Source organism: Enterobacter cloacae complex sp. 2024EL-00711 (genome assembly GCF_047529885.1).
GTDB lineage: Bacteria > Pseudomonadota > Gammaproteobacteria > Enterobacterales > Enterobacteriaceae > Enterobacter > Enterobacter ludwigii.
Map to the genome: position 1 here is coordinate 179,012 of NZ_JBLIZC010000001.1, position 24,374 is coordinate 203,385.

Below are 24,374 nucleotides of genomic sequence, written 5' to 3' on the forward strand. Positions count from 1 at the left end.
GGTCAGAACTGGCGTCTCGCAACCAGCCACGCCCCGACCACCAGCATTACGGCACCGCACACCGGGCCAATCAGCGCGCGCAAGGGGATGCCATTGCTTCTGAGTACATCCATTACCAGCCCGCCAATCAACTGGCTTGCCACCAGCACGGCGATGGTTGTCGCTGCGCCAACATTTTGATAGCCGCTGATACTGGCAAAAACAAAAAACGACCCTAACAGCCCCGGGATCAACGTCCACCAGCGGATCGTTGAAGCCAACTCGCTAAATCCGGCGAAGCCCTGTTTTAGCAGCAGAATGCTGACAAACAGCACAATGCCAACCAGAGAATTCAGCAGCATCGCGATAAGAATGGTCGAGGAGGACTGAGTGATGCGCACCATTAAGGTGTTTTGCACCACCAGGCCAATTCCCGCCGCTACCAGAAAAGCCAGCGTCAGAGACTGATTCATGAGATAGCGTCCGGATCGCTGCGCTCATCAAGCTGCAACTGCATAAAGGTCAGATCCAGCCAGCGGCCAAACTTCGTGCCCACCTGCGGCATCTGACCGGTGGTCACAAAACCGAGCGTCTCATGAAGATGAATAGAGGCCTGGTTTTGCGCCTCAATGCCCGCCACCATGACGTGTTTGCCGAGGGTCCGCGCTTCAATAATCAGCGCGTTCATCAGCGTGCGGCCAATACCTTTGCCCTGATGATCCGGATGAACGTAGACAGAATGCTCTACCGTATGCCGGAAACCGTCAAAGGCGCGCCAGTCGCCAAACGAGGCGTAGCCGGTGATAACGCCATTCTCTTCACTCACCAGCACCGGGTAGCCTGCGAGGGCACGCGCCTCAAACCAGGCAATGCGGTTATCCGTATCGACGGTTTTATCATTCCAGATCGCGGCAGTATGCAGCACCGCGTGGTTGTAAATCTCCCCAATAGCGGCGCAGTCTTCTTTGCAGGCATGACGAACGATCATGTTTGAACCTCTGAGTGTGTTGTTCACTATAGTGTTACGTTGTGAGTACGATATTACACAACTGTACAGACGGATGGCTATGACATAAGCCAGATTTTTTTGTTATCAAAACCGCGTTGAAATGCCGTTCATACACTATAGTATGACGTCATGAATACTATGACAGACACAATGAATCAAAGGATTAGCGCGCGAATTCGCCTTGAACGCGAGTCGCGAGGATGGTCATTAAGCGAGCTTGCTGACCGGGCCGGCGTCTCGCGCGCCATGATCCACAAGATAGAGCGCGGGGACAGCAGCCCGACGGCGACCTTGCTCGCGCGGTTATCCGGCGCGTTTGGCATCAGCATGTCAACGCTGATCGCCAGGGCCGAAATGCAGGAAGGAAAGCTGCTGCGTCTGGAAAACCAGCCCGTCTGGCGTGACCCTCAGACACACTACCTCCGCCGCCACGTTTCACCCCGCACCGATCTGCCCATCGATCTTGTTCAGGTTGAGCTGCCGGCGGGAAGCGATGTCCCTATGCCCGCTTCGTCGTATGCGCTGGCGCGCCAGCTTATCTGGCTGCAGTCTGGCGAACTGGTTTTCCAGGAGGGCGATACCCGTCATGAAATGCACGCCGGTGATTGCCTGGAACTGGGGCCGCCTAACGACTGCCGGTTCATTAATGAGACGAATGAAACCTGTATCTATCTGGTTGTGCGGCATAACCAGTCTGGCTCGTAAAGTTAAAGCGTTTACGCCGATCATGAGCCAGGCTCTAATGACATTTGTACCAGAAGGAGTTCCTGATGAATCAATCTGTTTCGCAAAATCGCCGCTGGGTTCTGGCTTCTCGTCCGCACGGTGCGCCGGTCGCGGAGAATTTTCGTCTGGAAGAGCAGCCTGTTCCTGAACCTCAGGCAGGACAGCTTTTGCTGCGCACGGTCTGGCTGTCGCTTGATCCTTACATGCGTGGCCGCATGAGTGATGCACCTTCCTATTCACCGCCAGTGGAAATTGGGGCGGTCATGGTGGGGGGAACGGTCAGCCGCGTGGAGCAGTCAAACCATCCGGACTATACGCCGGGTGAGTGGGTGCTGGGCTACAGCGGCTGGCAGGAGTATGAAATTTCAGACGGCAGCGGCCTGGTGAAACTGGGCGATAATATTTCTCACCCCTCGTGGGCGCTGGGCATTCTGGGTATGCCAGGGTTTACCGCCTATATGGGGCTACTGGACATCGGCCAGCCTAAAGCCGGTGAAACGCTGGTGGTTGCGGCGGCGACGGGGCCGGTTGGTGCGACGGTCGGGCAGATCGGTAAAATCAAAGGTTGCCGGGTGATCGGCGTTGCCGGTGGTGCAGAAAAATGCCGCCATGCCGTCGAGGTGCTCGGGTTTGACCAGTGCCTGGATCATCATGCCGATGACTTCGCGGCCCAGCTGGAAAAGGCCTGCCCGAAAGGGATTGATGTCTATTATGAAAACGTCGGCGGGAAAGTCTTTGACGCCGTGTTGCCCTTACTGAACACCTCGGCGCGCGTACCGGTATGTGGTCTGGTGAGCGGTTACAATGCGACGGGTCTGCCGGAAGGGCCGGATCGTTTGCCGTTATTGATGGCGACGATTCTGAAGAAACGTATTCGTATGCAGGGGTTTATCATCGCTCAGGACTACGGCCATCGCATCAAGGAGTTCCAGGATGAGATGGGGCGCTGGGTGCAGGAAGGCAAAATTCACTACCGTGAGCAGGTTACAGAGGGCCTGGAGAATGCGCCTGAGGCGCTGATTGGCCTTCTTGAAGGAAAAAACTTCGGCAAAGTCGTGATTCGCGTCGCGGGTGACAATAAATAATCTAAAATATGGCGGGGTTTCCCGCCATATTTATTTGTGAAGATACGATATATTGTCTTTAATTAACTGGACATGGCTTTTCGCGCCTTCCGTTCAGATGAGCACGAAAACGAAAAAAATAAATTTTGCATTTCTTGACATTTTTACAGATTTCCCATCACCAGGCATGACGATACAGGATATATCGGAACAGCGTCGTTTATAAAAAACGGCGTTTAAAAATAGCATTAAGTATTAGCTACAGGAATTGAACATGCTTGATTTGGACCATTTAGAAAAAGCGCAAAGGATCAGTCTTACCATGCAAGTCGAACTCAGTTTGAAAGGCGCGTTAATTACAGGCTCACTGAAACCTGGCGCTCGACTGATTACCAAAGAAATTGCTGATAAATTAGGAACCAGTATTACCCCGGTTCGCGAGGCGCTTTTGCGTCTGGTGTCGTCTGGGGCATTGCACGCCACGCCGGCCCAGGCGTTTCTGGTTCCTGAGGTCACGCTTGAGCGTTATAACGAGATTAACGCCATCAGAAAACAGCTTGAGCCTATGGCGGTAGCTGCCGCCTGTCAGCATATGACGGAAAATAAGCTGGAGGTGTTGCGCAAGCTATCAGAGACATTCCATGAAGCCATGCGCAACGGGCACGTTCAGCAGGCGCTGCATGCTAACCGCATCTTTCGGTTTACGCTTTATCAGTACGCGGAAATGCCGACACTCAGCGCCTTAATTGAGCAGCTATGGGTGCGTATTGGACCTTGCATGAACTATCTGCATCAGGAGCTTAACGACATCAAGGTGTCGACTTATCACTACGCCGAGCTCCTGTCCGCGCTTGAGCGAAGAGATGTTGATGGCAGTCAGAAGGCGATAGAGACGTTGATTGACGAAGCGAACACGCTTTTACAGCGACAATATTTTAACTGAGAGATTATTTAGCAGAGCGACTATATCCTGCCGCGAATTATATTCCTGGTTAAATACTCCTGATGGCTTATTGCCATCAGGAGCGTTATTCCATTTATAAAAATAATATTCAGCAAAAAAGAATGCTTTTTGCTTACTCGAAGCGATAAGAGACCGACAGACCTACGCCGTAGTTACGGCCCGGTGCAGGTTCGTAATAACGCCCGTTGGATTCATTCACGATAACCGATCCGACATACTCTTTATCGAACAGGTTATCGACGCGACCAAAGACGTCCATTCCCCAGTTACCGTAGTTGAATTTATACCCGGTATTCAGCCCAACCACCGTGTAGGACGGGGCTTTCGCCGTGTTCTCGTCATCCGCCATGATATCGCTCATGTAGCGCACATCCGATCCCGCATACCAGCCTTCTTCCGGCTGCCAGCCAAACGAGGCATAACCCATGTTGCGGGCAATGCCCGGCATACGGTTGCCGTTACAGTCGCCGGTGCTGCACACGTTGGTTCGATAGGTGGCGTCCAGATAGGTCCACGCCATTTTCAGCTTCCAGTTCTCAGCAAACTGCTGATCCAGGGAAACTTCAACCCCCTGACGACGGGTTTTACCGGCGTTTTTATAGCTGGTACGACCACCAGCGCTGGCATCGACGACAATCTCATCATCCGTATCGGTGCGGAACAGCGCTGCCGTCAGCAGACCATTACCGATACGGGTTTTGCTGCCCACTTCATAGGTATTGTTCGTGGAAGGTTTCAGGCCAATGTTGAGGCCGCCCTGGTTATCCGCACGATAAGAGAGCTCATTGATGGTTGGCGTTTCAAACCCGCGACCTGCCGCAGCATAGAGATTCCACGCATCGGTCACGGCATATTTCACCGAACCGGCCGGGAGCCACTTATGATAGCTTGCGTCACCGCTGTCGTCTCCGTTGCCCGGGGTCACGTAATGGTCGTTGGAGTCAAACCAGACCGAGCTGTAACGGACGCCGGCATCCACGGAGAGTTTCTGCGTTAACTGCCAGCTGGTTTGCAGGTACGGGTCGACGTTCCACATCAGGTTACGTTCGTTACGACGTTTGTCGCCCTTGACGCCGTACTCCGGCACGCCGTTGTTCATGACGAAGTTCTCGTATCCGCGACGATCTTCGCTCATGTTTTCGTAGTTCAGACCGGTGGTAAAGGTGACCGGAACCAGCAGTTCGCCACGGTGCGTCCAGCGGGTATCAATCCCCTGGTAATGGCGCTGCATATCAATCACGCCGCCGGAGTGGGAAGGTCTCAGCTGAGGCTGATAAGGAATTGACTGGTACTGCGTCATTTCACGTTCGCCGGCGTACATCATGACGCTGAGATCGTCCTGGGTGCTGAGCTGACGATCGTAGCGCAGGCCAGCCTGGGTCTGCTTGATGGTCTTGCGCGTATTGTATTGATCGCCACGCGGAGACTGGCGAGGGTTGTCATGCCACTCCTGGGCACTCAGTCCACCCGGATCGTTGGCTTTCATGTCCACGCTGTTGAAAATCAGCGTCAGCTTGCTCACGTCATCAATACGAACACCCAGTTTAGCGTTGGCGAGATTCTTCCGCGCGCCGCTGTGGTCGCGATAACCTTTAGTCGTGAAACGGGTAGTGGACACGGTGTAGTCCACATCCCCGGCATGCGTCCCGTCACCCATCGCGCCGGTGGCTTTCATTCCATAGCGCCAGGTACCGTAACTGCCGTAATAGCTGCTGGCCTCGATGGTCGGCGGTTGCTGCCCGGTCTGGGTCTTCATGTTGATCACGCCGCCAGAGGCGTTGCCATAAAGGGCAGAGAAGGGGCCGCGCAGCACTTCTACGCTGTCCACGCTGGAGAGATCGATATTGGAGGTTTGTCCCTGTCCATCCGGCATGGTTGCCGGAATACCGTCGACATACATACGGATACCGCGCACGCCGAAGGTTGAGCGGGCACCAAACCCACGCATCGAAAGCTGGAGATCCTGAGCGTAATTCTGGCGGTTCTGGATCTGCAGTCCCGGCACGCTGCCAAGAGATTCAGACAGGTTAATGCGTGGCGCAGCATGACGCATATCATCGCCATTCACGACGCTGACCGCCGCCGGGGTATCGAGCTCCGAGACGGTTTGCGGCGTGGCGCTGACGATCATGGTCTGTTCATCAGCACTCATCGCAGTGAGAGGCGCAGAGATAACAGGAACCAGCAGCAGTGGAAGCGTTGCCTTACGGGCAGAAATGATTTTCATGAAATAGACCGGTTATGGAAAAAACGTACCAAATGGAACATGTCCATATATGTTAAATCTTTTGTAAATCTTTTGAAAACTATAACCGCACATTGCGTTAATGAAAGGCCAGGGAGGAAAGAAAAACTCCACATTTAACTCATAAATGATTACTATTCTCATTATCAAGACGGCAATGCCATGACGTTGCCTGCCGGAAGTGATGTCAGCAGTAAACCCAGTGTTCAAAAAAGGAATTGTTATGTCTTTACGTCATCTGTGCTCGCCGCGCCTGAGTATGTCTCTGCTGTCAGGGGCGTTACTGTTTGCCGGAACCTTCCAGGTTCATGCTGCCGAAGAGATGTTGCGCAAAGCGGTCGGGAAAGGCGCATATGAAATGGCCGTGAGCCAGCAGGAGAATGCGCTGTGGGTCGCGACATCGCAGAGCCGCAAAACGGACAAAGGCGGGATTGTCTATCGCCTTGACCCGGTCACGCTGGACGTGACGCAGGTCATTCATAACGATCTCAAACCGTTCGGTGCCACCCTTGATAATGCCACACAGACACTGTGGTTTGGTAACACCATCAACGGCGCGGTAACCGCGATTGATGCCAAAACAGGTGACGTGAAAGGGCGACTGGTGCTGGATAACCGTCAGCGCAGTGAAACCGTCAAACCGCTGCAGCCGCGCCAGCTGGTGGCCGATGACAGCACAAACACGGTTTACATCACCGGCGTAGGCCAGGAGAGCGCGATTTGGGTGGTGGATGGTGCAACGCTGAAGCTGAAAGAGACCATCGGCAGTACCGGTAAATTCAGCACCGGCCTGGCGCTGGATGCGAAGGCAAAACGTCTTTACACCACCAATGCTGATGGCGAACTGGTGACGATTGATACGGCAACCCACAAAATCCTCAGCCGTAAAAAAGTGCAGGACGACGGTAAGGAGCACTTCTACCTGAATCTGAGCCTGGATACCGCCGGACAGCGTGCGTTCTTAACCGACTCAAAGCAGCCGGAAGTGCTGGTGGTGAATCTGAAGGACGGCAGCGTCATCAAGAAAATTGCCGTGCCTGAATCGCTGGCCGTTCTGTTTAACCCGGCGCGCAACGAAGCGTATGTGACGCACCGTGAAGCGGGTAAGGTGAGCGTAATCGACGCGAAAACCTACAACGTTACCAAAACCTTCGACACCCCGGTCTACCCGAACAGTCTGGCGCTCTCAGCGGATGGCAAAACCCTGTATGTGACGGTAAAACAAAAATCGACCCGTCAGCAGGAAGCCACCCAGCCTGATGACGTGATTCGTATCACGCTCTAAGTTTCGCTCCTCAACACAAAGAAAAAGGGAAGGCGCAATGCCTTCCCTTTGTATTAACCAGCAGGTCGATATTAACGCGACGTCTCTTCAACCAGCGGGGCGTCGTGTTTGGCATCATCAGGATGAACCGGCGCCGTGCTGTGAATTTCTTGTACGCGTTTACGCACGCCAAACCAGCCGGCAATCAGCAATACGGCCAGCAGAGGAATGGTGGCGATCGTGTAGGTACCGTTCGGGTAATCAAACGCCATCAGCACCAGCACGCTGAACAGGAACAGCAGAGTGAGCCAGGAGGTCACCGGTGCGCCCGGCAGCTTAAAGCTGACTTCAGCGGCTTTGCCTTCTTTGATCGCTTTGCGCAGACGCATCTGGCAGACCACGATAAAGGCCCAGGAGGCGATGATGCCGAGCGCGGCAACGTTCAGCACGATTTCGAATACCTGAGACGGTACCAGGTAGTTCAGGAACACGCCGAAGACATATACCACCAGCGTCGCCAGAATGCCCGCGTAAGGCACATGCTGACGGCTCATCTTCGACATGAATTTCGGCGCCGAGCCGCCCATCGACATGGAGCGCAGGATACGACCGGTGGAGTAAAGACCCGAGTTCAGACTGGAGAGTGCTGCCGTCAGCACCACGATATTCATGATGCTGCCAACATAAGGCACGCCCAGTTTAGAGAAGAAGGTCACAAACGGGCTTTGACCCGCCTGATAGGCGTTCCACGGCAGCAGCAGAACCAGCAGCACCACGGAACCAACATAAAAGAGACCGATACGCCAGATAACGCTGTTAATGGCTTTAGGGACCATGGTCTGTGGGTCTTTACATTCACCCGCCGCGGTGCCGACCAGCTCAATGGACGCGAACGCGAACACCACACCCTGAACCAGCACCAGCGCAGGCAGCAGGCCATGCGGGAAGAAACCGCCGTTATCAGTGATCAGGTGGAAACCGGTGGCATTGCCATCAAGCGGTTTACCGCTACCGAGGAACACCGTACCTACGACCAGGAACACCACGATGGCCAGCACTTTTACCAGCGCGAACCAGAACTCCATCTCCGCGAACCACTTCACGCCGATCATGTTCATGGTGCCGACAATGGCCAGTGCGCCCAGCGCAAACACCCATTGTGGCACATCACCAAACGCGCCCCAGTAGTGCATGTAAAGCGCGACGGCGGTGATATCGACAATACCGGTCATTGCCCAGTTGACGAAGTACATCCATCCAGCAACGTAGGCCGCTTTTTCACCGAGGAATTCACGGGCGTAAGAGACAAAACTGCCGCTGGAAGGGCGATGCAGTACCAGTTCGCCCAATGCACGAAGAATGAAGAAAGAGAAGATCCCGCACACCAGATAGACCAGGGCGAGAGCCGGGCCAGCCATCTGCAGACGAGCGCCAGCACCTAAAAACAGACCCGTTCCGATAGCGCCGCCGATGGCGATCATTTGAACCTGACGGTTGCCCATCGCTTTGTGGTAGCCCTCTTCATGGGAGTTTAACCAGCGACGTTTAGCAGCGTGATGATCGGCTGCGCTTTTATTGCTTGTTTTCATTGAGTTACCTGTTTGCCTGTCTGAACCATTATCGTGATAGTCCTGCCTGGCAGAGTGCAATACAAACGATTGCTTCTGCGCAAACACATGTTGCCTTCCCAGTCATTCTGCGTATGGATAAGGCGAAACATGGCGAGGCATCCTACCTGCAATTCATAAGCGACGCAAAATATAACCGTGCCGAAAGTGATGCACGTCGAAGGAAATCGTGTGGTCAGAGCAGACGGGGATCACAACACGCTGAATAGCGGTGAGTTTTTAGACAAATCCATTAATGAAGTGGTGCTTTAATCATCAGTTTCGCTTAATGATTGCGCAAAGCAACCAGCGCATAACGGCGCCTTTGCTCAACCGCCAAAAACGGCAATCGCCTGTTGCAGGCGGGTCGTGCGCTGCGTCAGATGGTGTGCGGCGTCCGTCACGTTATCCACCATACCGGTATTGTTTTGGGTCATTGTACCGATGCGGGAGATGGACGCGTTAATCAGGGTCAGCGCCTGTGTTTGCTCCTGCGTGGCGTGGCCTATCTCCTTAATCAGAGAAGACATCTCCATGACATTGCCAATCATCACCGTGAGCTGCGATTCAGTTTGCTCGACCTTCTCCACGCCGGCGTTCACGCTGGAAACGTTTTTCTCTATAAGCGTTTTGATCTCTTTGGCCGCGGTGGCAGAGTGCTGGGCAAGGTTGCGGACTTCGGCCGCCACGACCGCAAAACCGCGTCCGGCATCACCCGCACGCGCCGCTTCAACGGCCGCGTTCAGCGCCAGAATATTGGTCTGGAAGGCGATACGATCGATGACGCTGATGATGTCGACGATCTGGCTGTTATCCTGCGACACGGACTGCATCATGCCGATAGTCTCTTTCATCATTGCTTCACCGCGGTGAGCGCTGGTGCGGGTGCGATCTGCCATCAGGATCGCGTCTTTCGCCGTTTCAGCCGTCTGCTGAACCGCGCTGGCAATTTCTTCCACGGCTGAGGCCGTTTGCTGCAGAAAGTCTGCGGTTTCTTCGGTACGCGTTTGTAATGCCATACCTTCTTTCGCCACCTGCTGGCTGATTGTACTTATACCGCTGATTTGCGCACCGACATCGTCCACCAGCGAATGGAGGTTCAGACCCGACTGATTCACCATGCGCATCATCAGGCCGATTTCATCGACGCGGTCAAAATGGTAATAGTCCGCTTTACGTCCTGAAACCACCCGCTGCATTTGCTGGACAATGGATTTAACCGGCTTCGCAATTTGCGCATGAAGATATACGGCCAGGGCAATAAATAGCAGAGCCAGACCTACAGACTCAACAATACGATCGGCAAATATAAACAGCTGCAGGCAGGCGAACAGGGCGGTTATCGCAATACCAAGATGGATCCTTTTACTGGTGCTGAGGCGTTTAAACAGCGACGCAAAAGAGAACAGACCGTGGCGAACAAACAGGCCTTTATAAAAGCGATGATGTTTTAATTCATTATTGCGCACTTTCTCATACCGTTTTTCACTGACAGCAATCTCTTCACGCGAAGGAATATTCCGCACAGAAATATAGCCGGTTAACGTTTCATTCTGATAAACCGGGGTGACGTTGGCGCGCACCCAGTAGTGATCGCCGTTCTGGCGGCGGTTCTTGACCAGCCCCGTCCAGGTCTCACCCTGTTGCAGGGTAAACCACATGTCGCCAAACGCCTCGGCAGGCATGTCGGGGTGGCGAATAAGATTATGCGGCTCACCGAGAAGACTCTCTTCTTTATAGCCGCTGGCGTCAATAAAGGCAGAGTTCGCATAGGTAATATGGCTGTGCGTATTGGTGGTCGACATAAGCGTCGAACCTTCGTTAAGTAAATACTCGTTTTGTGTAACGGGAGTGTTATTCCGCATCAGTAACCCCATGGTCATATATCAATAAAAAAAGAGCCCGTTAAACATTCAGGCAAGTTTGTAAGGTTTGTTTTTATTTTTACTGTCGGCATATTCTCTACGAAAGTTATGCGTTCCGGAATACCCTGTATTTAGTATTTTTTATTTTTAAAATGCGACCGATGTAATAAAAATGAAAATATTTATCGGTGCGTTTTTGTAGCGCCCTGCAAATAAACGCCATAAGGCAAATTAAAAGCGGGAGATCACTCTTCGACGTAAACTGACCCGCCGAAATAGCGTTTCGTTAACAAGATGAGAACGCTATGCTTTAAGGGTTTTTCTTCAACAGGGGGCAGCAGGGTGAAAGTAAATGTGATTGGCACCAGCGGGAGTGGAAAAAGCACTCTGGCGAAGCGTATCGCCGCAGAACTGGATATTCCTTACATTGAAATGGACCGACTTTACTGGTGTCCGGACTGGCAGGGCACCCCGGACGCTATCTTGCTGGAAAAACTGGAGACGACGCTAAAGGCGTCAGCGGAGTGGGTGCTTGATGGCAACTATAACCGTACGCGTCCTGTGAAATGGCGAGACGTGGATCGGGTGGTGTGGGTGGATTATGGGTTCGCCCGAACCCTGTATCAGGCTGTCACCCGAGCGTTCAGGCGCGCCTGGCACAAACAGGAACTGTGGCCCGGTACGGGAAACTGTGAGAGTTTTCGTCGCTCATTCTTGAGCCGTGAGTCCATTATTATCTGGACAATCAAAACCTGGCGCAGCAACCGCGCACGTTATGCACGCGATATGGTAGACCCGCAATACGCCCATATTCATTTTGTCCGCATTACCCGCCGCAGTGAGGTGGAAAACTTCATTTCATCGCTTAAGTCACACGCGTAGCATGGATTTATATATCTGATTTCCGGCAAACCAAATGTAAATTAATTGTTTCTCAGAGGTGAAATACGCCTTTAATAATGACGACATGTTAAGTCAAACGAGAACGCAACATGTCCTGGCGAATCAGTATTCTGGATAAAAGCCCCATCGCTGAAAACGAAACGGCTGCCGATGCACTGGCGCGAACCCTGGCGCTGGCACAGCAGGCAGAAAATCTGGGCTATCACCGTTTCTGGATTGCCGAACACCACAACACGCCCCAGCTGGCCAGCCCTTCACCCGAACTGTTAATCGCCTGGATCCTCGGGCAAACACGGCGTATCCGCGTGGGCTCTGGTGGCGTCATGCTCCAGCACTACAGCCCTTACAAAGTCGCAGAAAATTTCAACCTCCTGGCCGCGCTTGCTCCCGGGCGCGTGGATCTGGGCGTTGGGAAAGCCCCAGGCGGCCTGCCGCTCTCCACCCGGGCACTGCAGCAGGGCCTCGATCAACAGCAAAAAGGCAGTTTTGCCGAACAGCTGACACAGCTTCATCACTGGATCCAGCCGGAAAATCAGTCGGTGGACGAGGCCGTTCGCGCGACGCCGCTGCCGCCGGTTCCGGCGCTGGGGTTCCTGCTGGGGGCCAGTACCGAAAGCGCGCTGCTGGCCGCGAAACTTGACTGGCATTTTGTCTTTGCTGCTCACCTGAACGGGGATCCGGCGCTGCTGCGTGAAGTCATCACCACCTGGCGTAACCACAGCGCCCGGGATGCGATTGTGGCGGTGCAGGTCATCGTCGCCCAGTCGCAGGCGGAGGCGGAGGCACTGGCACAACAGGTTGAAGTCTGGGGCGTCGAACTGGCAAATGGGCAGCGCGTCACCGTGGCCAGCGAAGAGCAGGCCTATGCCTTTGCCCGACAGGCGGGCAGCGAGCCGGTGCGCATTGCCCGTCGGGCACAGTCGCTGCTGGCGGGAACAGCTGAATCGGTGCTGGAACAGTTGAACGCCCTGCACGAAAAATGGGGCATTGATGAATTCATTATTGATACCCCCGTTGCGGATGGCGTAACGCGAATACAGTCCCTGCGTCTGCTGGCGCAGGCGAAGCTTAACAAGGAGGTCGCCGTATGCGTTTTGACGAACAACTGATTGCCTGGCGCCGGGAGCTGCACCAGAACCCGGAGCTGTCCGGCCAGGAGGTCGAAACGACCGCTCGCCTGCGTCAGTGGCTGACGACGGCTGGTATTACGCCGCTGCCTTATGCGCTTCAGACCGGCGTGGTGGCCGAAATTGGCACGGGAAAAAAGCTGATTGCGCTGCGGGCCGATATTGATGCCTTGCCCATTGAAGAGCGCAGCGGCGTGCCGTTTAGTTCACAGCGTGCGGGTGTGATGCATGCCTGCGGACACGATATTCATACCAGTGTGATCCTCGGGGCGGCGTTAAAACTTAAAGAGCGTGAAGCGTCTTTAAACGGGCGTGTGCGGATCCTTTTTCAGCCGGCTGAAGAGAACTTTGGCGGCGCGAAAAGTATGGTGCGGGCCGGTGCCTTACGTGATGTCAGTGCCATTTTCGGGATGCATAACGAGCCGGGGCTGCCGGTCGGGGAATTTGCCACCCGCGGTGGGCCGTTCTACGCCAACGTCGACCGGTTTGTTATCCGAATTACCGGTAAAGGCGCGCATGCTGCACGTCCGCATGAAGGTAACGACGCCATCGTGCTGGCGAGCCAGCTGGTAACGGCGTTGCAGAGCGTTGCCAGCCGCAACGTCAACACGCTTGATTCCGTGGTGCTTAGCGTCACGCGCATTACCGGGGGCAATACCTGGAACGTCCTGCCGGAAAGCGTTGAACTGGAAGGCACGCTTCGCACCCACCGCGTGGAAGTGCAGCAGAATGTGAAAGCACGCGTCGGCGAAATTGCCGCCGGGTTTGCCAGCGCGTTTAGCGCGCAGATCGACATCACCTGGTACGCCGGGCCTACCGCGTTGGTCAATGACGCGCACTGGGCCGAATTTGCCACCGCCGTTGCAAGAGAATCTGGGTATGAAACGCAGCACGCCGAGCTGCATATGGGCGGGGAAGATTTCGCGGTGTATCTGCAGCAGATCCCCGGGGCGTTTGTCAGCATCGGTAGCGCCAGTCCGTTCGGTTTACATCACCCGGCCTTCAACCCGGATGAAGCATTAATTGAGCCCGCTGCCCGCTATTTTGCACAGCTTGCGGAAAAAGCCCTGCAACACGTTTAATTCTGAAGAGGTGAATATGTCTGCAACCCGACAATTGCGGCTGGGAACCATTTTGCATGGTGCTTCCGGAAATATGTCTGCCTGGCGCCATCCGGCGGCGGTCGCCGATGCCAGCATTAATTTTGATTTTGTAAAAGCCACGGCGTTAAAAGCCGAAGAGGGGAAGCTTGATTTTTTATTCGTCGCCGACGGCCTCTATATTAACGAGAAATCCATTGCGCATTTCTTAAACCGGTTTGAGCCGTTAACGGTCTTGTCCGCACTGGCAAGTCTGACGTCGCGCCTCGGTCTGGTCGGTACCTTATCGACCTCCTACAGCGAACCGTTTACCGTGGCGCGCCAGTTTGCCAGCCTCGATCATTTGAGCAACGGACGTGCAGGCTGGAACGTGGTGACCTCACCGCTGGAGGGGTCGGCGAAAAACTTCTCGCGCGAGAAACACCCTGAACATGCGCTGCGCTACCGGATAGCGGATGAATACCTCGACGTGGTGAAAGGACTCTGGGATTCCTGGGAGGGGGATGCCTTTGTGCGCAACAAAGAGAGCGGGCAGTTCTTTGACCCGGCAAAACTGCATACGCTTGATCACCACGGCGATTTCTTCCAGGTGGCCGGTCCGCTCAATATTGGCCGCACGCCGCAGGGACGCCCGATTGTTTTTCAGGCAGGTGCATCGGATGACGGAAAAAAACTGGCTGCGAAACATGCTGACGCCATTTTTACCCATCATGAAACGTTAGAGGAAGCCAAAGCGTTTTATCGCGACGTGAAACACCAGCTTGAATCCAATGGCCGCAGGGCATCGGACTTACATATTTTTCAGGGCGTCAGCGTAATTGTTGGCAAAGACGCGGAGGACGTGGAGAACCAGTATCAGACAACCGCGGCTCTGGTGTCGATTAACGATGCCCTGAATTACCTCGGCCGTTATTTCGAACATCACGATTTCAGCCAGTATCCGCTTGACGAGCCGTTCCCGGACATCGGTGAATTAGGTAAAAACAGTTTTCGCAGCACGACCGATGAAATTAAGCGTAATGCTCGCGAACGCAACTTAACTCTGCGTCAGGTTGCACTCGAAGCGGCATCCCCGCGCCCGCGCTTTTCCGGTACGCCGGAGCAGGTGGCAGACGGTCTGCAGGGCTGGTTTGAGGCATTCGCCGCGGACGGCTTCATCATTCAGGGTGGAACGCCGGACACGTTCCCGCGTTTTGTTGACCAGGTTGTCCCGGTGTTACAGGCCCGCGGGTTATTCCGCACCGACTATCCCGGCACTACGCTGCGCGACAGTCTGGGTTTAGACGAACCGCAAAACCAGTTCACACAACAATAATAGAGAACCTCGCTATGCAGAAATCATCGCTTATTCTGGCGCTTGCGCTGGCCTTTTCCCCTGCCGTCTGGGCAGAGAATGTGAACATTAATGGCACTGGCGTGAGCCTGGAAGCCAACAAAACGCCCGTCAACACCGCCAAAAACAGCGACGCCATCGCGCAACTGCCGAAAGATTATCGCTTCGCCGTGCCGGGCAAATTCACCGTGGCGGTTGCCGCGCTTAACTCACCGCCGCTGACCGTTTTTTCCGACGACAATAAAACGCTGCTCGGAAGCGAGGTGGACGTTGCCCGTCTGGTGGCCGACAGCCTTGGGCTGGAGCTCAACGTGGTGCCAACCTCCTGGGAGGACTGGCCTCTCGGCGTCGTCTCCGGGAAATACGATGCGGCGATCAGCAACATCACCGTGACCAGAGAGCGCAAAGAGAAGTTTGATTTTGCCACTTACCGTAAAGATTCCCTCGGTTTCTATGTGAAATCGACCAGTCCGATAACCTCGCTGCAGAAGGCGGAGGACATCGCCGGGCTGCGCATCATCGTAGGTTCCGGGACCAACCAGGAGGCTATCCTGCTGGCGTGGAATGCGCAGAACGTGAAGAAAGGCCTGAAGCCGTTTACCCCGATCTACACCAAAGACGATGCATCACAAACCCTGTCTCTCCAGTCAGGGCGCGCAGATGCGTTCTTTGGCCCGAACGTGACTGGCGCATGGAAAGCGGCGCTGACCGGGAAAACGAAACGGGTTGGGATTGTCGACGGCGGCTGGCCGAAGGCGGCGCACATTGCGGTGACGCTGAAAAAAGGCAGCGGCCTGGTCGAGCCGGTACAGACCGCACTTAACGGGGTCATCAAAAACGGCGATTACGACAAAGTGCTGAACCGCTGGGGGGAAGGGGTAGAACGTATCCCTCAATCAGAAGTGAACCCGGCAGGACTGGGTGACTAAGGAGGCGCTATGCGCGAGCAATTTCGGGACGTGTCACCGGAAGACGCCGATCTTCAGCCCATCATCGACGGATTATTCGGTGAATATGCCGCCCGCTATGGCGACTACTTCTCTAAAGACGCGGAAGTGGAGCTCACGGAGTGGTACCTGGCCCCGCAGGGGCTGTTTATTGTCCTTGAGCGTGACGGCGACATCATCGCCACCGGCGCGTATAAACCGTTTGATGAACGCACCGCTGAAATCAAACGAATCTGGACGCACAAGGCGCTGCGTCAACAGGGGCTGGCGGCCCGCGTCGTCCAGGAGCTGGAGCGTCGGGCGGTACAGGCCGGTTACAGCCAGATCTACCTCACCACCGGTTTTCGTCAGCCCGAAGCGGTCAGGCTCTATATCAGCCAGGGCTATCAGCCGCAGTTCGATCTGAACCGCGATCCGGAAGAGTACAGCCAGCCGCCGTTTGATGGTCGGCTGCGTTTCACCAAAACGCTGATCAGTGAAGCGTTCAGTAAAACAGCATGAGGGATGACAATGAGCAACGTTGAAACCATTAAGGTGGTCCCGGCGCGTTATCCGCTGCGGACTGTCGGTGCCGTGGTGGCGCTGTTTGTGCTTGCGGTGGTCATTCAGTCCGTGGCCTTTAACCCGCGCTGGGAGTGGTCTGTCTTTGCCCGCTGGTTCTTTGATCCGGTTATCCTCGAAGGCGTAGGGCAGACATTGCTGTTGACCCTGATCGGCACTGCGCTGAGCGTGGTCATCGGCGGCCTGCTGGCGCTGGCGAGGCTCTCTTCATCCTGGCTGCTGAGCAGCCTGGCCTGGGGGTATATCTGGCTGTTTCGTTCGTTGCCGCTGATTGTGGTTCTGATCATTCTCTATAACTTTTCCTATCTCTACGACACGCTCTCGCTCGGCGTACCCTTCACCGCCATTACCTGGGGTCGCTTTGAAACCATCAACGTGCTGGGACAGTTTTCCACCGCCGTGGTGGGGCTGACGCTGGTTCAGAGCGCGTATACCGCCGAGATCATTCGCGGCGGTTTTCTGGGGGTGGATCATGGTCAGTATGAAGCGGCGGCGGCACTCGGTCTGCCAGCCTGGCGTCGCACGGTGCGTATCATTTTGCCGCAGGCGCTGCGCACGATTCTGCCGTCCGGATTTAATGAAATTATCAGTCTCGCGAAAGGCACGGCGATGGTGTATGTCCTGGCGATGCCGGAACTCTTCTATACCATTCAGATGATCTATAACCGCACGCAGGAGGTGATCCCGCTGCTGATGGTCGGTGCGGTCTGGTATCTGGTGATTACCACCGTGTTGTCTGCCATTCAGCATGTTGTGGAGCGCGGGCTTGCCCGCAGCGAACGTCGTTCAGCCGTTAATCAAAACCGGGTAGCCAGTCGCGTCCGTTCCGTATCCACCGCATCAGTACAGGAGCCCGTCCATGCAAACCTCTCCTGAAGGGCATATTTCGATTACCGGCGTCAGTAAGTTTTTTGGCCGCCATAAAGCGCTTGATAACGTCTCGCTGGAGATCCCGCCCGGATCGGTAACGGTGATCCTCGGGCCTTCCGGATCGGGTAAATCGACGCTTCTGCGCACCATTAACCATCTGGAGCGCGTCGACGAAGGGTTTATCCAGATTGACGGTGATTACATCGGTTATCGCCGTCAGGGTGACAAACTCTACGAGCTGAAAGAGAAAGAGATCCTCAAACAGCGCGTCAATGTGGGCTATGTCTTCCAGAACTTTAATCTCTTTCCGCATCTCACGGTGCTGGAAAACCTGATTGAAGCGCCCATCGCCCATAAAAAGCTGAGTAAGAAAGAAGCCGTTGAAAGGGCATACAGCCTGCTGGATGTGGTCGGGCTGCGCGATAAAGCCGACGCCTGGTCGCGCCATCTCTCCGGGGGTCAGCAGCAGCGTATTGCCATTGCCCGCGCACTGGCGTTACGTCCCCGGGTAATGCTGTTTGATGAGCCCACTTCAGCGCTCGACCCGGAACTGGTTGGCGAAGTGCTGGATGTGATTAAAAAGCTCGCCCGCTCGGGTACCACGCTGGTGGTCGTCACCCACGAGATCGGCTTTGCCCGGGAAGTGGCGGATCAGGTGGTCTTTATGGTCGACGGCAAAATTGTGGAGCAGGGCAGCAGTGACGACGTATTAACCCGTCCGTCGCACCCGCGAACGCGCCAGTTCCTGTCAAAAGTGCTGTAAGGAGTGCAGATGAAATATGCTTTTCTGGCCGGTCTGGCTTTTACGACCGCGAGCCATGCGGGTATCGATTTACACGCCAACGAGCAGCCGCTGCCGGTGACGGTAGATCGGCAGGCCGTCGCGAAGATCCCCGCGAACTATAAATTTGTTGAGCCGGGCACGCTCACGGTAGCGATCTCAGCGCTCAACTCTCCACCGCTGGCGCTGCTTGCCAGCGATAACAGGACGCGGATTGGCAGCGATCCGGATATTGCCCGCTTGCTGGCGGGCAGTCTGGGGTTAAAGCTGAAGCTGGTTCCCACGGCCTGGGAAGACTGGCCGCTGGGGATCAGCTCCGGACGCTATGACGTGGCGCTGGTGAATATTGCGGTGACCGAACAGCGAAAAGAGAAATTTGATTTTGCGACCTATCGCGTCGACTCACTGGCGTTTTCCGTGAAATCCACCAGCGCGGTCCAGGCGATTAACAGCGCAAAAGATCTGGCAGGCAAAAAGGTGATTGTCGGTTCCGGGACCAATCAGGAGCGCATTCTGCTGGGCTGGAATGAAGAGAACAAAAAAGCCGGTCGTGAGCCTGCGCTGCCGGTCTATCTGACCGATGATGCTTCCGGCAACCTCTATATTCAGTCCGGCAGGGCGGATGTGTTCTTCGGACCTCAATCCGTATCCGCCTATAAAGCGGCGTTGACCGGCAAAACGCGCGTAGTGGGTCTCGGGCCGAAGAGAGCCTATGTCGCCACGACGACCAAAAAAGGCAATGGGCTGGTTTATGCTTTGCAGGCTGCGCTGGAGGGCGCTATTACGCGTGGAGAGTACCAGCGGGTGCTGGCACGCTGGGGAGAAGAGGGCGAAGCGGTGACGCAATCCGACGTGAACCCGACTGGGATAACCTATTAGTCGTGTCTACACTTAGGGTTTTCATCCCGGAGGGGGCAACATGATTAAACTCTATGGCGTACCCGGCTGGGGATCGGCAATCAGTGAAGTGATGCTGACTCTGGCAGACATCCCTTATCAATTTATCAACGTGGACGGGTTCGACCAGCCCGGCCCGCAGCGTGAGTTGCTGAAAGCACGCAATCCGCTGTGTCAGGTACCCACGCTGGAACTGGAAAACGGGGCGATCATGACCGAAACGGCGGCGATAGCCCTGATGGTGCTGGACAGATGTCCCGATCTTGCGCCTGCCGTCGGCCAGGCTGAGCGGCAGCAGTTTCAGCGGTTGCTCATCTGGTTTGTTGCGAACGTTTATCCCACCTTTACCTACGCTGACTACCCCGAACGCTGGGTGCCGGATGCGCCAGAGCAGTTGAAAAACAGCTGTATTGAATACCGAAAATCACTCTATCTGTGGTTTGACAGCCAGCTCAGTGCCACCCCTTTTGCACTCGGGGAACGGCTGACGCTGCTTGACGTCTACATCACGGTTGCACGCACCTGGGGGCCTCGCCATGCATGGTTTGCGGCGAATACGCCAAAGATAACGGCGATTGCGGATACGGTGTGCCAGCTGCCGGAACTGCACAAGGTGTTAAAGGCAAACGAGATAATCTGATAACGTGGAACTCACATTCATAACTGGAAGCCTGCATATGCCACACGTAGATATCAAATGTTTTCCCCGTGATTTGAACGACGACCAAAAAACCGCGCTGGCGGCGGATATTGCTGAGGTGATTACCCGTCATCTGAACAGTAAAGATCGCTCTATTTCGGTCGCCCTGAATGAAGTGCAGGAAGCCGACTGGAAAGCGCAGGTCTGGGATACCGAAATTGAACCCAACCTGGATCACTTAATTAAGAAACCCGGCTATTCAATGTGAGAGAGGGTCGGGCGGCGCGGAGTCGCCCGACACGACACACGCGTTACTTCGTCTGCAGCAATATTGCCATCAGCCCCGGAAAGCGGGCATCAAGATCGTCTCTGCGCAGTGAAATCATATTTTCTCGCCCCTGCGGGCGCTGCCAAATCACGCCGCTGTCGCGCAAGACGCGCCAGTGATGGGTCATCGTCGATTTCACCACCTCGTCCGGGCGCAGCGCGTTACAGCTCAGTTCGCTGCCATCGGCCAGCCTGCGGATAATCGACAGCCGGAGCGGGTTACCGAGGGCAAAAAGCACATTTTCCAGCAGTATTTGTTCAGTTTCAGGGTGGTTCGGGATCATCGTTTTCCTGCGTCTGGTGTCAGATTGAGCTATATCAACAATAGGTCAACCGTAAAAAAATAGTTCGATAATACTCGTACAATAGGACTATTATAGCAAACGAACGAACACGCGACCATCCCGGTCGTCACAACGCAGTCTTAATGACTAAGGAAATATTATGCCCCGACCCATCCCTCTCGAACGTTATCGCAACATCGGTATCTCCGCGCATATCGATGCCGGTAAAACGACCACCACCGAGCGCATCCTGTTTTATACCGGTATGAGCCACAAACTGGGTGAAGTACACGATGGCGCGGCAACTACCGACTGGATGGCACAGGAGCAAGAGCGCGGGATAACCATTACCTCTGCGGCAGTCAGCTGTTTCTGGCCAGGTATGGACCGGGGCTTTGAACCGCACCGGATCAACATTATCGACACCCCGGGCCACGTGGATTTCACCATTGAGGTGGAACGTTCCATGCGTGTACTCGACGGCGCTGTCATGGTGTATGACTCCGTCGGTGGCGTGCAGCCGCAGTCGGAAACCGTCTGGCGTCAGGCGAATAAATATCATGTCCCGCGGCTGGCCTTCGTCAACAAAATGGACCGCCCGGGGGCGGACTTCTTCCGCGTCGTGCGAATGATGCAGGAGCGTCTGAAAGCGAATCCGGTCCCGATTGTTATTCCGGTGGGGGCAGAAGAACACTTCACCGGCGTGGTGGATCTCATCAAAATGCGTACCATTTTGTGGGACGATGCCACCCAGGGCATGGTGTTTACCTATGCTCCTGTGCCGGATGACGTAGTGAGTACTGCGCAGGAATGGCGGGAAAAAATGGTCTCTGCGGCGGCGGAAGCCAGCGATGAGCTGATGGATAAATACCTGGAAACGGGTGATTTAGAGGAAGCGGAAATCATCAGGGGGCTGCGTATGCGGACCATCTCCGGTGAAATCCAGCCGATGCTGTGCGGCAGCGCGTTTAAAAATAAAGGCGTGCAACGCATGCTTGATGCGGTCATTGAACTGATGCCGTCGCCTCTGGACGTGCCCGCCATTGATGGTGTGGATGAGAATGGGCAGCATGCCGAGCGTCATCCAGACGACAACGAGCCGTTCTCTGCGCTGGCCTTTAAACTGATGAGCGACCCGTACGTCGGACAGCTGACCTTTATCCGCGTTTACTCTGGCGTGCTGCGCAAAGGCGACGCGGTGTACAACCCGGTGAAAGGGAAGAAAGAGCGCATTGGGCGCATCGTACTGATGCATGCTAACGATCGCCACGAAGTGGATGAACTGCGCGCGGGCGATATCGCGGCCTGCGTTGGGTTGAAAGATGTGACAACCGGTGACACGCTCACCGACCCGAATGCCGTCATCACGCTGGAACGGATGGAGTTTCCGGACCCGGTTATCTCGCTTGCGATAGAGCCGAAAACCAAAGGCGATCAGGAGAAAATGGGCATTGCATTGCAGCGCCTGGCAGCGGAAGACCCTTCGTTTCGTCTGCACACCGATGAAGAGTCCGGCCAGACAATTATCTCCGGGATGGGTGAGTTACATCTTGAGATTATCGTTGACCGCATGAGGCGTGAGTTCGGCGTTGAGGCGAACATTGGTCGCCCACAGGTCACGTACCGTGAAACCCTGCGTAAAGCGGTGAAGGATATCGAAGGGAAATTTGTCCGACAGTCCGGCGGTAAAGGGCAGTACGGCCATGTGGTGCTCAGTCTGGCGCCGTTAGAGCCCGGCAGTGGTTTTGTATTTGAAGATGCCACCAAGGGCGGCGTTGTCCCGCGCGAGTATATTCCGTCTGTGGAGAAAGGCCTGCGCGAAGCCATGAACAGCGGTGTCCTGGCGGGGTATCCGGTTGTCGATGTGAAAGCGACCCTGACGTTTGGCTCCTATCACGAGGTCGACTCCTCGGAAATGGCGTTCCGCATGGCGGCGATCCTCGGCTTTAAAGAGGGCGCTCGTAAAGCGGACCCGGTGATTCTTGAACCGGTCATGCATGTCGAGGTGGAAACACCGGAAGAGTACGCCGGCAACATCATGGGCGATCTCTCTTCCCGCCGCGGCATGGTGCAGGGAATGGAAGAGCAGTACGGTAGTCAGATTATTCGCGCGGATGTGCCGCTGGCGGAGATGTTTGGCTATGCCACGACGCTGCGTTCGATGTCGCAAGGCCGCGCGACCTACACGATGGAATTCCATCATTTCGCGGAAGCACCGCGTAATGTTGCGGATGAAATTATTGCACGGCGCGCGAAGTAATTTAAAAGCCCTTTCCCTCGCGGAGAGGGCTTTTTTTATAGGCTATTTTTCCAGCGCCTTTACCATTTTCCCACTGGTCACAAACGTCCCGGCCCCCAGATGATGCAGGGTGTTCAGCTTATCGCCGTCAAACTGCCAGCGTCCGGCGACAAACGCGCGTTCATCTGCGGCTGCCGAAACAACCTCACCAAACAGCGTATCGTATTTTTCTGCAGCTGCGGTAACCGGGAGTAAACGACACTCCATCCACGCCAGGCATTTCTCTTCAATCACCGGCAGGCCGAGTACCGGACCTTGCACAACCGGGATCCCGTAGCAGTTGAACTTGTCTTCGTCGCGCCCGCTCACGCTGCCGACGGCATAAGCCCAGTTAGCCGCTGCCACGCCGGGGATGACGATGCCGAACTTTCCGCTGCGCTCAATCAGTTCGCGCGACCAGGTGCTTTTGTCCACCACAATTGCGATACGCGGTGGCTCAAACTCCACCGGCATCGACCAGGCCGCAGCCATGACGTTACGACGGTCGATAGACTCATCGCGGCTGGTAATCAGCACCGTAGGGCCATGGTTCAGCAGACGGCTGGCATGCTTTAATTCAACGGGACGAAACGCGCTCATGAACATTCCTCTCAGCAGGTATTCTGGCATTAAACGTCTGATGGGGAGCCGAAATCAAGATGCACCCGCAAAAAGCACTTTTGCGCATATGGAGGCCGGAAAATAGTTTATAAACAGGGAACATCACATCATGGAAGCGAATCATGTCCCCATTTCTGAGTGCTTATTTTGCCCGTACGGGCTGGCAACAGCCTGTTCAGGTTGACATCGACACCCTGCGGGCGCTGCATCTACACCACAACTGCGCGATCCCTTTCGAGAATATTGACGTCGTGATGCCGCGCGAAATCCATCTGGAAGATCAGTGCCTGGTCGACAAACTGGTGACGGCGCGTCGTGGAGGCTATTGCTTTGAGCAGAACGGCCTCTTTGAACGCGTTTTGCGTGAAGTGGGCTTTACGGTTCGCAGCGTGCTGGGCCGCGTGGTCTTAGCCAGTCCGCCACAGATGCCGCCGCGTACGCATCGTCTGCTGCTGGTTGAACTCAACGGCGAGCGCTGGATTGCCGACGTCGGTTTTGGCGGACAGACGCTGACGGCGCCGATTCGTTTGCTCGCCAACGAGGAGCAGGAGACACCGCACGGGCTGTACCGTTTGCTGAGCGAGGGCAACGACTGGATCCTGCAGTTCAGCCACCACGATCACTGGCAGTCGATGTACCATTTTGATCTGACAACACAGTATTTCAGCGATTACGTGATGGGCAACTTCTGGTCGGCGCACTGGCCGCAATCCCATTTTCGCCACCATCTGTTGATGTGTCGCCATCTGCCTGACGGCGGAAAGCTGACCCTGACCAACTTTAACTTTACCCACTGGCAGAAGGGGCATGCGGAAGAGCAGGTCCATCTTCCCGACGCGAACGCGCTGTATCAGGTGATGCAGTCACGGTTTGGACTGGGCGTTGACGATCCCAAACACGGGTTTTCGCTGGACGCGCTGACGGCGGTGATGGCCGGGTTTGATACACATCCTCAGGCCGGGAAATAGACCGGTGGCGCTGC

22 protein-coding genes and 1 pseudogene are annotated in these 24,374 nt (G+C 55.2%); 16 read left to right on the forward strand and 7 right to left on the reverse strand.

Features of this window, described 5'->3' with window-relative positions; genetic code table 11:
• Positions 1 to 2: 2 nt before the first annotated feature.
• The gene (locus ACMVME_RS00920; RefSeq protein ID WP_014170257.1) at positions 3 to 452 is read right to left on the reverse strand and encodes a DMT family transporter; all 450 of its coding nucleotides are present in this window, start codon (positions 450 to 452) and stop codon (positions 3 to 5) included.
• Positions 449 to 967 (reverse strand): GNAT family N-acetyltransferase, encoded by a 519-nt coding sequence (locus ACMVME_RS00925; RefSeq protein ID WP_020884028.1) that lies wholly within the window; start codon positions 965 to 967, stop codon positions 449 to 451. The genes ACMVME_RS00920 and ACMVME_RS00925 overlap by 4 nt, the downstream gene beginning before the upstream one ends.
• Before the next feature lie 150 nt (positions 968 to 1,117).
• Here ACMVME_RS00925 and ACMVME_RS00930 point away from each other — a divergent pair, with 150 nt between their 5' ends.
• The 3 genes from ACMVME_RS00930 to ACMVME_RS00940 all read left to right on the forward strand — a co-directional run bounded on the left by ACMVME_RS00930 (position 1,118) and on the right by ACMVME_RS00940 (position 3,721).
• A complete protein-coding gene (locus ACMVME_RS00930) occupies positions 1,118 to 1,693 on the forward strand; it encodes a helix-turn-helix domain-containing protein (RefSeq protein WP_032680937.1) in 576 nt (191 codons plus the stop codon).
• Positions 1,694 to 1,758: 65 nt separating this feature from the next.
• A complete protein-coding gene (locus ACMVME_RS00935) occupies positions 1,759 to 2,799 on the forward strand; it encodes an NADP-dependent oxidoreductase (protein ID WP_032680938.1) in 1,041 nt (346 codons plus the stop codon).
• 253 nt (positions 2,800 to 3,052) lie between these two features.
• Positions 3,053 to 3,721 carry a GntR family transcriptional regulator gene (locus ACMVME_RS00940; RefSeq protein ID WP_020884031.1) on the forward strand — a complete coding sequence of 223 codons (669 nt, stop codon included), beginning with the start codon at positions 3,053 to 3,055 and terminating at the stop codon, positions 3,719 to 3,721.
• Positions 3,722 to 3,854: 133 nt separating this feature from the next.
• On the opposite strand, the gene pqqU is transcribed toward ACMVME_RS00940, so the two are convergent.
• The gene (gene pqqU, locus ACMVME_RS00945) at positions 3,855 to 5,969 is read right to left on the reverse strand and encodes a TonB-dependent receptor PqqU (protein ID WP_032680939.1); all 2,115 of its coding nucleotides are present in this window, start codon (positions 5,967 to 5,969) and stop codon (positions 3,855 to 3,857) included.
• A 241-nt stretch (positions 5,970 to 6,210) separates the two neighbouring features.
• On the opposite strand from pqqU, the gene ACMVME_RS00950 reads away from it, so the two are divergent.
• A complete protein-coding gene (locus ACMVME_RS00950) occupies positions 6,211 to 7,272 on the forward strand; it encodes a YncE family protein (RefSeq protein ID WP_032680940.1) in 1,062 nt (353 codons plus the stop codon).
• Positions 7,273 to 7,343: 71 nt separating this feature from the next.
• Here ACMVME_RS00950 and ansP read toward each other — a convergent pair whose 3' ends face one another.
• Both ansP and ACMVME_RS00960 read right to left on the reverse strand, forming a co-directional pair.
• On the reverse strand, positions 7,344 to 8,840 hold the full coding sequence (ansP, locus tag ACMVME_RS00955) for an L-asparagine permease (RefSeq protein WP_020884034.1): 1,497 nt from the start codon (positions 8,838 to 8,840) through the stop codon (positions 7,344 to 7,346).
• A gap of 347 nt (positions 8,841 to 9,187) precedes the next feature.
• Positions 9,188 to 10,723, reverse strand: a complete 1,536-nt coding sequence (locus ACMVME_RS00960; protein WP_032680941.1) for a methyl-accepting chemotaxis protein — start codon at positions 10,721 to 10,723, stop codon at positions 9,188 to 9,190.
• A gap of 342 nt (positions 10,724 to 11,065) precedes the next feature.
• Here ACMVME_RS00960 and ACMVME_RS00965 point away from each other — a divergent pair, with 342 nt between their 5' ends.
• From ACMVME_RS00965 to pptA, 10 genes and pseudogenes are all read left to right on the forward strand, one after another.
• On the forward strand, positions 11,066 to 11,605 hold the full coding sequence (locus tag ACMVME_RS00965; protein ID WP_068794666.1) for an AAA family ATPase: 540 nt from the start codon (positions 11,066 to 11,068) through the stop codon (positions 11,603 to 11,605).
• Positions 11,606 to 11,715: 110 nt separating this feature from the next.
• Positions 11,716 to 12,735 carry an LLM class flavin-dependent oxidoreductase gene (locus tag ACMVME_RS00970; protein ID WP_068794665.1) on the forward strand — a complete coding sequence of 340 codons (1,020 nt, stop codon included), beginning with the start codon at positions 11,716 to 11,718 and terminating at the stop codon, positions 12,733 to 12,735.
• Positions 12,714 to 13,835: an amidohydrolase gene (locus ACMVME_RS00975; protein ID WP_020884038.1), complete on the forward strand. Its 1,122-nt coding sequence runs from the start codon at positions 12,714 to 12,716 to the stop codon at positions 13,833 to 13,835. The genes ACMVME_RS00970 and ACMVME_RS00975 overlap by 22 nt, the downstream gene beginning before the upstream one ends.
• 16 nt (positions 13,836 to 13,851) lie before the next feature.
• A pseudogene (locus ACMVME_RS00980) lies at positions 13,852 to 16,115 on the forward strand (NtaA/DmoA family FMN-dependent monooxygenase).
• A 9-nt stretch (positions 16,116 to 16,124) separates the two neighbouring features.
• The gene (locus ACMVME_RS00985) at positions 16,125 to 16,634 is read left to right on the forward strand and encodes a GNAT family N-acetyltransferase (protein WP_020884041.1); all 510 of its coding nucleotides are present in this window, start codon (positions 16,125 to 16,127) and stop codon (positions 16,632 to 16,634) included.
• Between the two features lie 9 nt (positions 16,635 to 16,643).
• Positions 16,644 to 17,570 carry an amino acid ABC transporter permease gene (locus ACMVME_RS00990; RefSeq protein ID WP_020884042.1) on the forward strand — a complete coding sequence of 309 codons (927 nt, stop codon included), beginning with the start codon at positions 16,644 to 16,646 and terminating at the stop codon, positions 17,568 to 17,570.
• Positions 17,554 to 18,327: an amino acid ABC transporter ATP-binding protein gene (locus ACMVME_RS00995; RefSeq protein ID WP_014170239.1), complete on the forward strand. Its 774-nt coding sequence runs from the start codon at positions 17,554 to 17,556 to the stop codon at positions 18,325 to 18,327. Before ACMVME_RS00990 ends, ACMVME_RS00995 begins: the two co-directional genes overlap by 17 nt.
• A 9-nt stretch (positions 18,328 to 18,336) precedes the next feature.
• Positions 18,337 to 19,224, forward strand: coding sequence for a transporter substrate-binding domain-containing protein (locus ACMVME_RS01000; RefSeq protein WP_068794663.1), 888 nt, complete (start codon positions 18,337 to 18,339; stop codon positions 19,222 to 19,224).
• Positions 19,225 to 19,264: 40 nt separating this feature from the next.
• Positions 19,265 to 19,882 carry a glutathione S-transferase family protein gene (locus ACMVME_RS01005; RefSeq protein ID WP_014170237.1) on the forward strand — a complete coding sequence of 206 codons (618 nt, stop codon included), beginning with the start codon at positions 19,265 to 19,267 and terminating at the stop codon, positions 19,880 to 19,882.
• A 37-nt stretch (positions 19,883 to 19,919) separates the two neighbouring features.
• Positions 19,920 to 20,150, forward strand: a complete 231-nt coding sequence (gene pptA, locus ACMVME_RS01010; protein WP_020884045.1) for a tautomerase PptA — start codon at positions 19,920 to 19,922, stop codon at positions 20,148 to 20,150.
• Positions 20,151 to 20,193: 43 nt separating this feature from the next.
• Here pptA and ACMVME_RS01015 read toward each other — a convergent pair whose 3' ends face one another.
• Positions 20,194 to 20,493 carry an ArsR/SmtB family transcription factor gene (locus ACMVME_RS01015; protein ID WP_014170235.1) on the reverse strand — a complete coding sequence of 100 codons (300 nt, stop codon included), beginning with the start codon at positions 20,491 to 20,493 and terminating at the stop codon, positions 20,194 to 20,196.
• Between the two features lie 160 nt (positions 20,494 to 20,653).
• Here ACMVME_RS01015 and fusA point away from each other — a divergent pair, with 160 nt between their 5' ends.
• Positions 20,654 to 22,753, forward strand: coding sequence for an elongation factor G (fusA, locus tag ACMVME_RS01020; protein ID WP_020884046.1), 2,100 nt, complete (start codon positions 20,654 to 20,656; stop codon positions 22,751 to 22,753).
• Positions 22,754 to 22,795: 42 nt separating this feature from the next.
• Here the strand turns inward: fusA and ACMVME_RS01025 are convergent, their stop codons facing one another.
• On the reverse strand, positions 22,796 to 23,371 hold the full coding sequence (locus ACMVME_RS01025) for a flavin reductase family protein (RefSeq protein WP_020884047.1): 576 nt from the start codon (positions 23,369 to 23,371) through the stop codon (positions 22,796 to 22,798).
• Between the two features lie 143 nt (positions 23,372 to 23,514).
• On the opposite strand from ACMVME_RS01025, the gene nhoA reads away from it, so the two are divergent.
• A complete protein-coding gene (gene nhoA / locus ACMVME_RS01030) occupies positions 23,515 to 24,360 on the forward strand; it encodes an N-hydroxyarylamine O-acetyltransferase (protein WP_020884048.1) in 846 nt (281 codons plus the stop codon).
• Positions 24,361 to 24,374: the final 14 nt, after the last annotated feature.

Excerpts from the sequence above, each read along its gene's own strand:
- ACMVME_RS00920 (WP_014170257.1), bottom strand. The coding sequence starts at position 452 with ATGAATCAGTCTCTGACGCTGGCTTTTCTGGTAGCGGCGGGAATTGGC.
- ACMVME_RS00925 (WP_020884028.1), bottom strand. The coding sequence starts at position 967 with ATGATCGTTCGTCATGCCTGCAAAGAAGACTGCGCCGCTATTGGGGAG.
- ACMVME_RS00930 (WP_032680937.1), top strand. The coding sequence starts at position 1,118 with ATGAATACTATGACAGACACAATGAATCAAAGGATTAGCGCGCGAATT.
- ACMVME_RS00935 (WP_032680938.1), top strand. The coding sequence starts at position 1,759 with ATGAATCAATCTGTTTCGCAAAATCGCCGCTGGGTTCTGGCTTCTCGT.
- ACMVME_RS00940 (WP_020884031.1), top strand. The coding sequence starts at position 3,053 with ATGCTTGATTTGGACCATTTAGAAAAAGCGCAAAGGATCAGTCTTACC.
- pqqU (WP_032680939.1), bottom strand. The coding sequence starts at position 5,969 with ATGAAAATCATTTCTGCCCGTAAGGCAACGCTTCCACTGCTGCTGGTT.
- ACMVME_RS00950 (WP_032680940.1), top strand. The coding sequence starts at position 6,211 with ATGTCTTTACGTCATCTGTGCTCGCCGCGCCTGAGTATGTCTCTGCTG.
- ansP (WP_020884034.1), bottom strand. The coding sequence starts at position 8,840 with ATGAAAACAAGCAATAAAAGCGCAGCCGATCATCACGCTGCTAAACGT.
- ACMVME_RS00960 (WP_032680941.1), bottom strand. The coding sequence starts at position 10,723 with ATGCGGAATAACACTCCCGTTACACAAAACGAGTATTTACTTAACGAA.
- ACMVME_RS00970 (WP_068794665.1), top strand. The coding sequence starts at position 11,716 with ATGTCCTGGCGAATCAGTATTCTGGATAAAAGCCCCATCGCTGAAAAC.
- ACMVME_RS00975 (WP_020884038.1), top strand. The coding sequence starts at position 12,714 with ATGCGTTTTGACGAACAACTGATTGCCTGGCGCCGGGAGCTGCACCAG.
- ACMVME_RS00985 (WP_020884041.1), top strand. The coding sequence starts at position 16,125 with ATGCGCGAGCAATTTCGGGACGTGTCACCGGAAGACGCCGATCTTCAG.
- ACMVME_RS00990 (WP_020884042.1), top strand. The coding sequence starts at position 16,644 with ATGAGCAACGTTGAAACCATTAAGGTGGTCCCGGCGCGTTATCCGCTG.
- ACMVME_RS00995 (WP_014170239.1), top strand. The coding sequence starts at position 17,554 with ATGCAAACCTCTCCTGAAGGGCATATTTCGATTACCGGCGTCAGTAAG.
- ACMVME_RS01000 (WP_068794663.1), top strand. The coding sequence starts at position 18,337 with ATGAAATATGCTTTTCTGGCCGGTCTGGCTTTTACGACCGCGAGCCAT.
- ACMVME_RS01005 (WP_014170237.1), top strand. The coding sequence starts at position 19,265 with ATGATTAAACTCTATGGCGTACCCGGCTGGGGATCGGCAATCAGTGAA.
- pptA (WP_020884045.1), top strand. The coding sequence starts at position 19,920 with ATGCCACACGTAGATATCAAATGTTTTCCCCGTGATTTGAACGACGAC.
- ACMVME_RS01015 (WP_014170235.1), bottom strand. The coding sequence starts at position 20,493 with ATGATCCCGAACCACCCTGAAACTGAACAAATACTGCTGGAAAATGTG.
- fusA (WP_020884046.1), top strand. The coding sequence starts at position 20,654 with ATGCCCCGACCCATCCCTCTCGAACGTTATCGCAACATCGGTATCTCC.
- ACMVME_RS01025 (WP_020884047.1), bottom strand. The coding sequence starts at position 23,371 with ATGAGCGCGTTTCGTCCCGTTGAATTAAAGCATGCCAGCCGTCTGCTG.
- nhoA (WP_020884048.1), top strand. The coding sequence starts at position 23,515 with ATGTCCCCATTTCTGAGTGCTTATTTTGCCCGTACGGGCTGGCAACAG.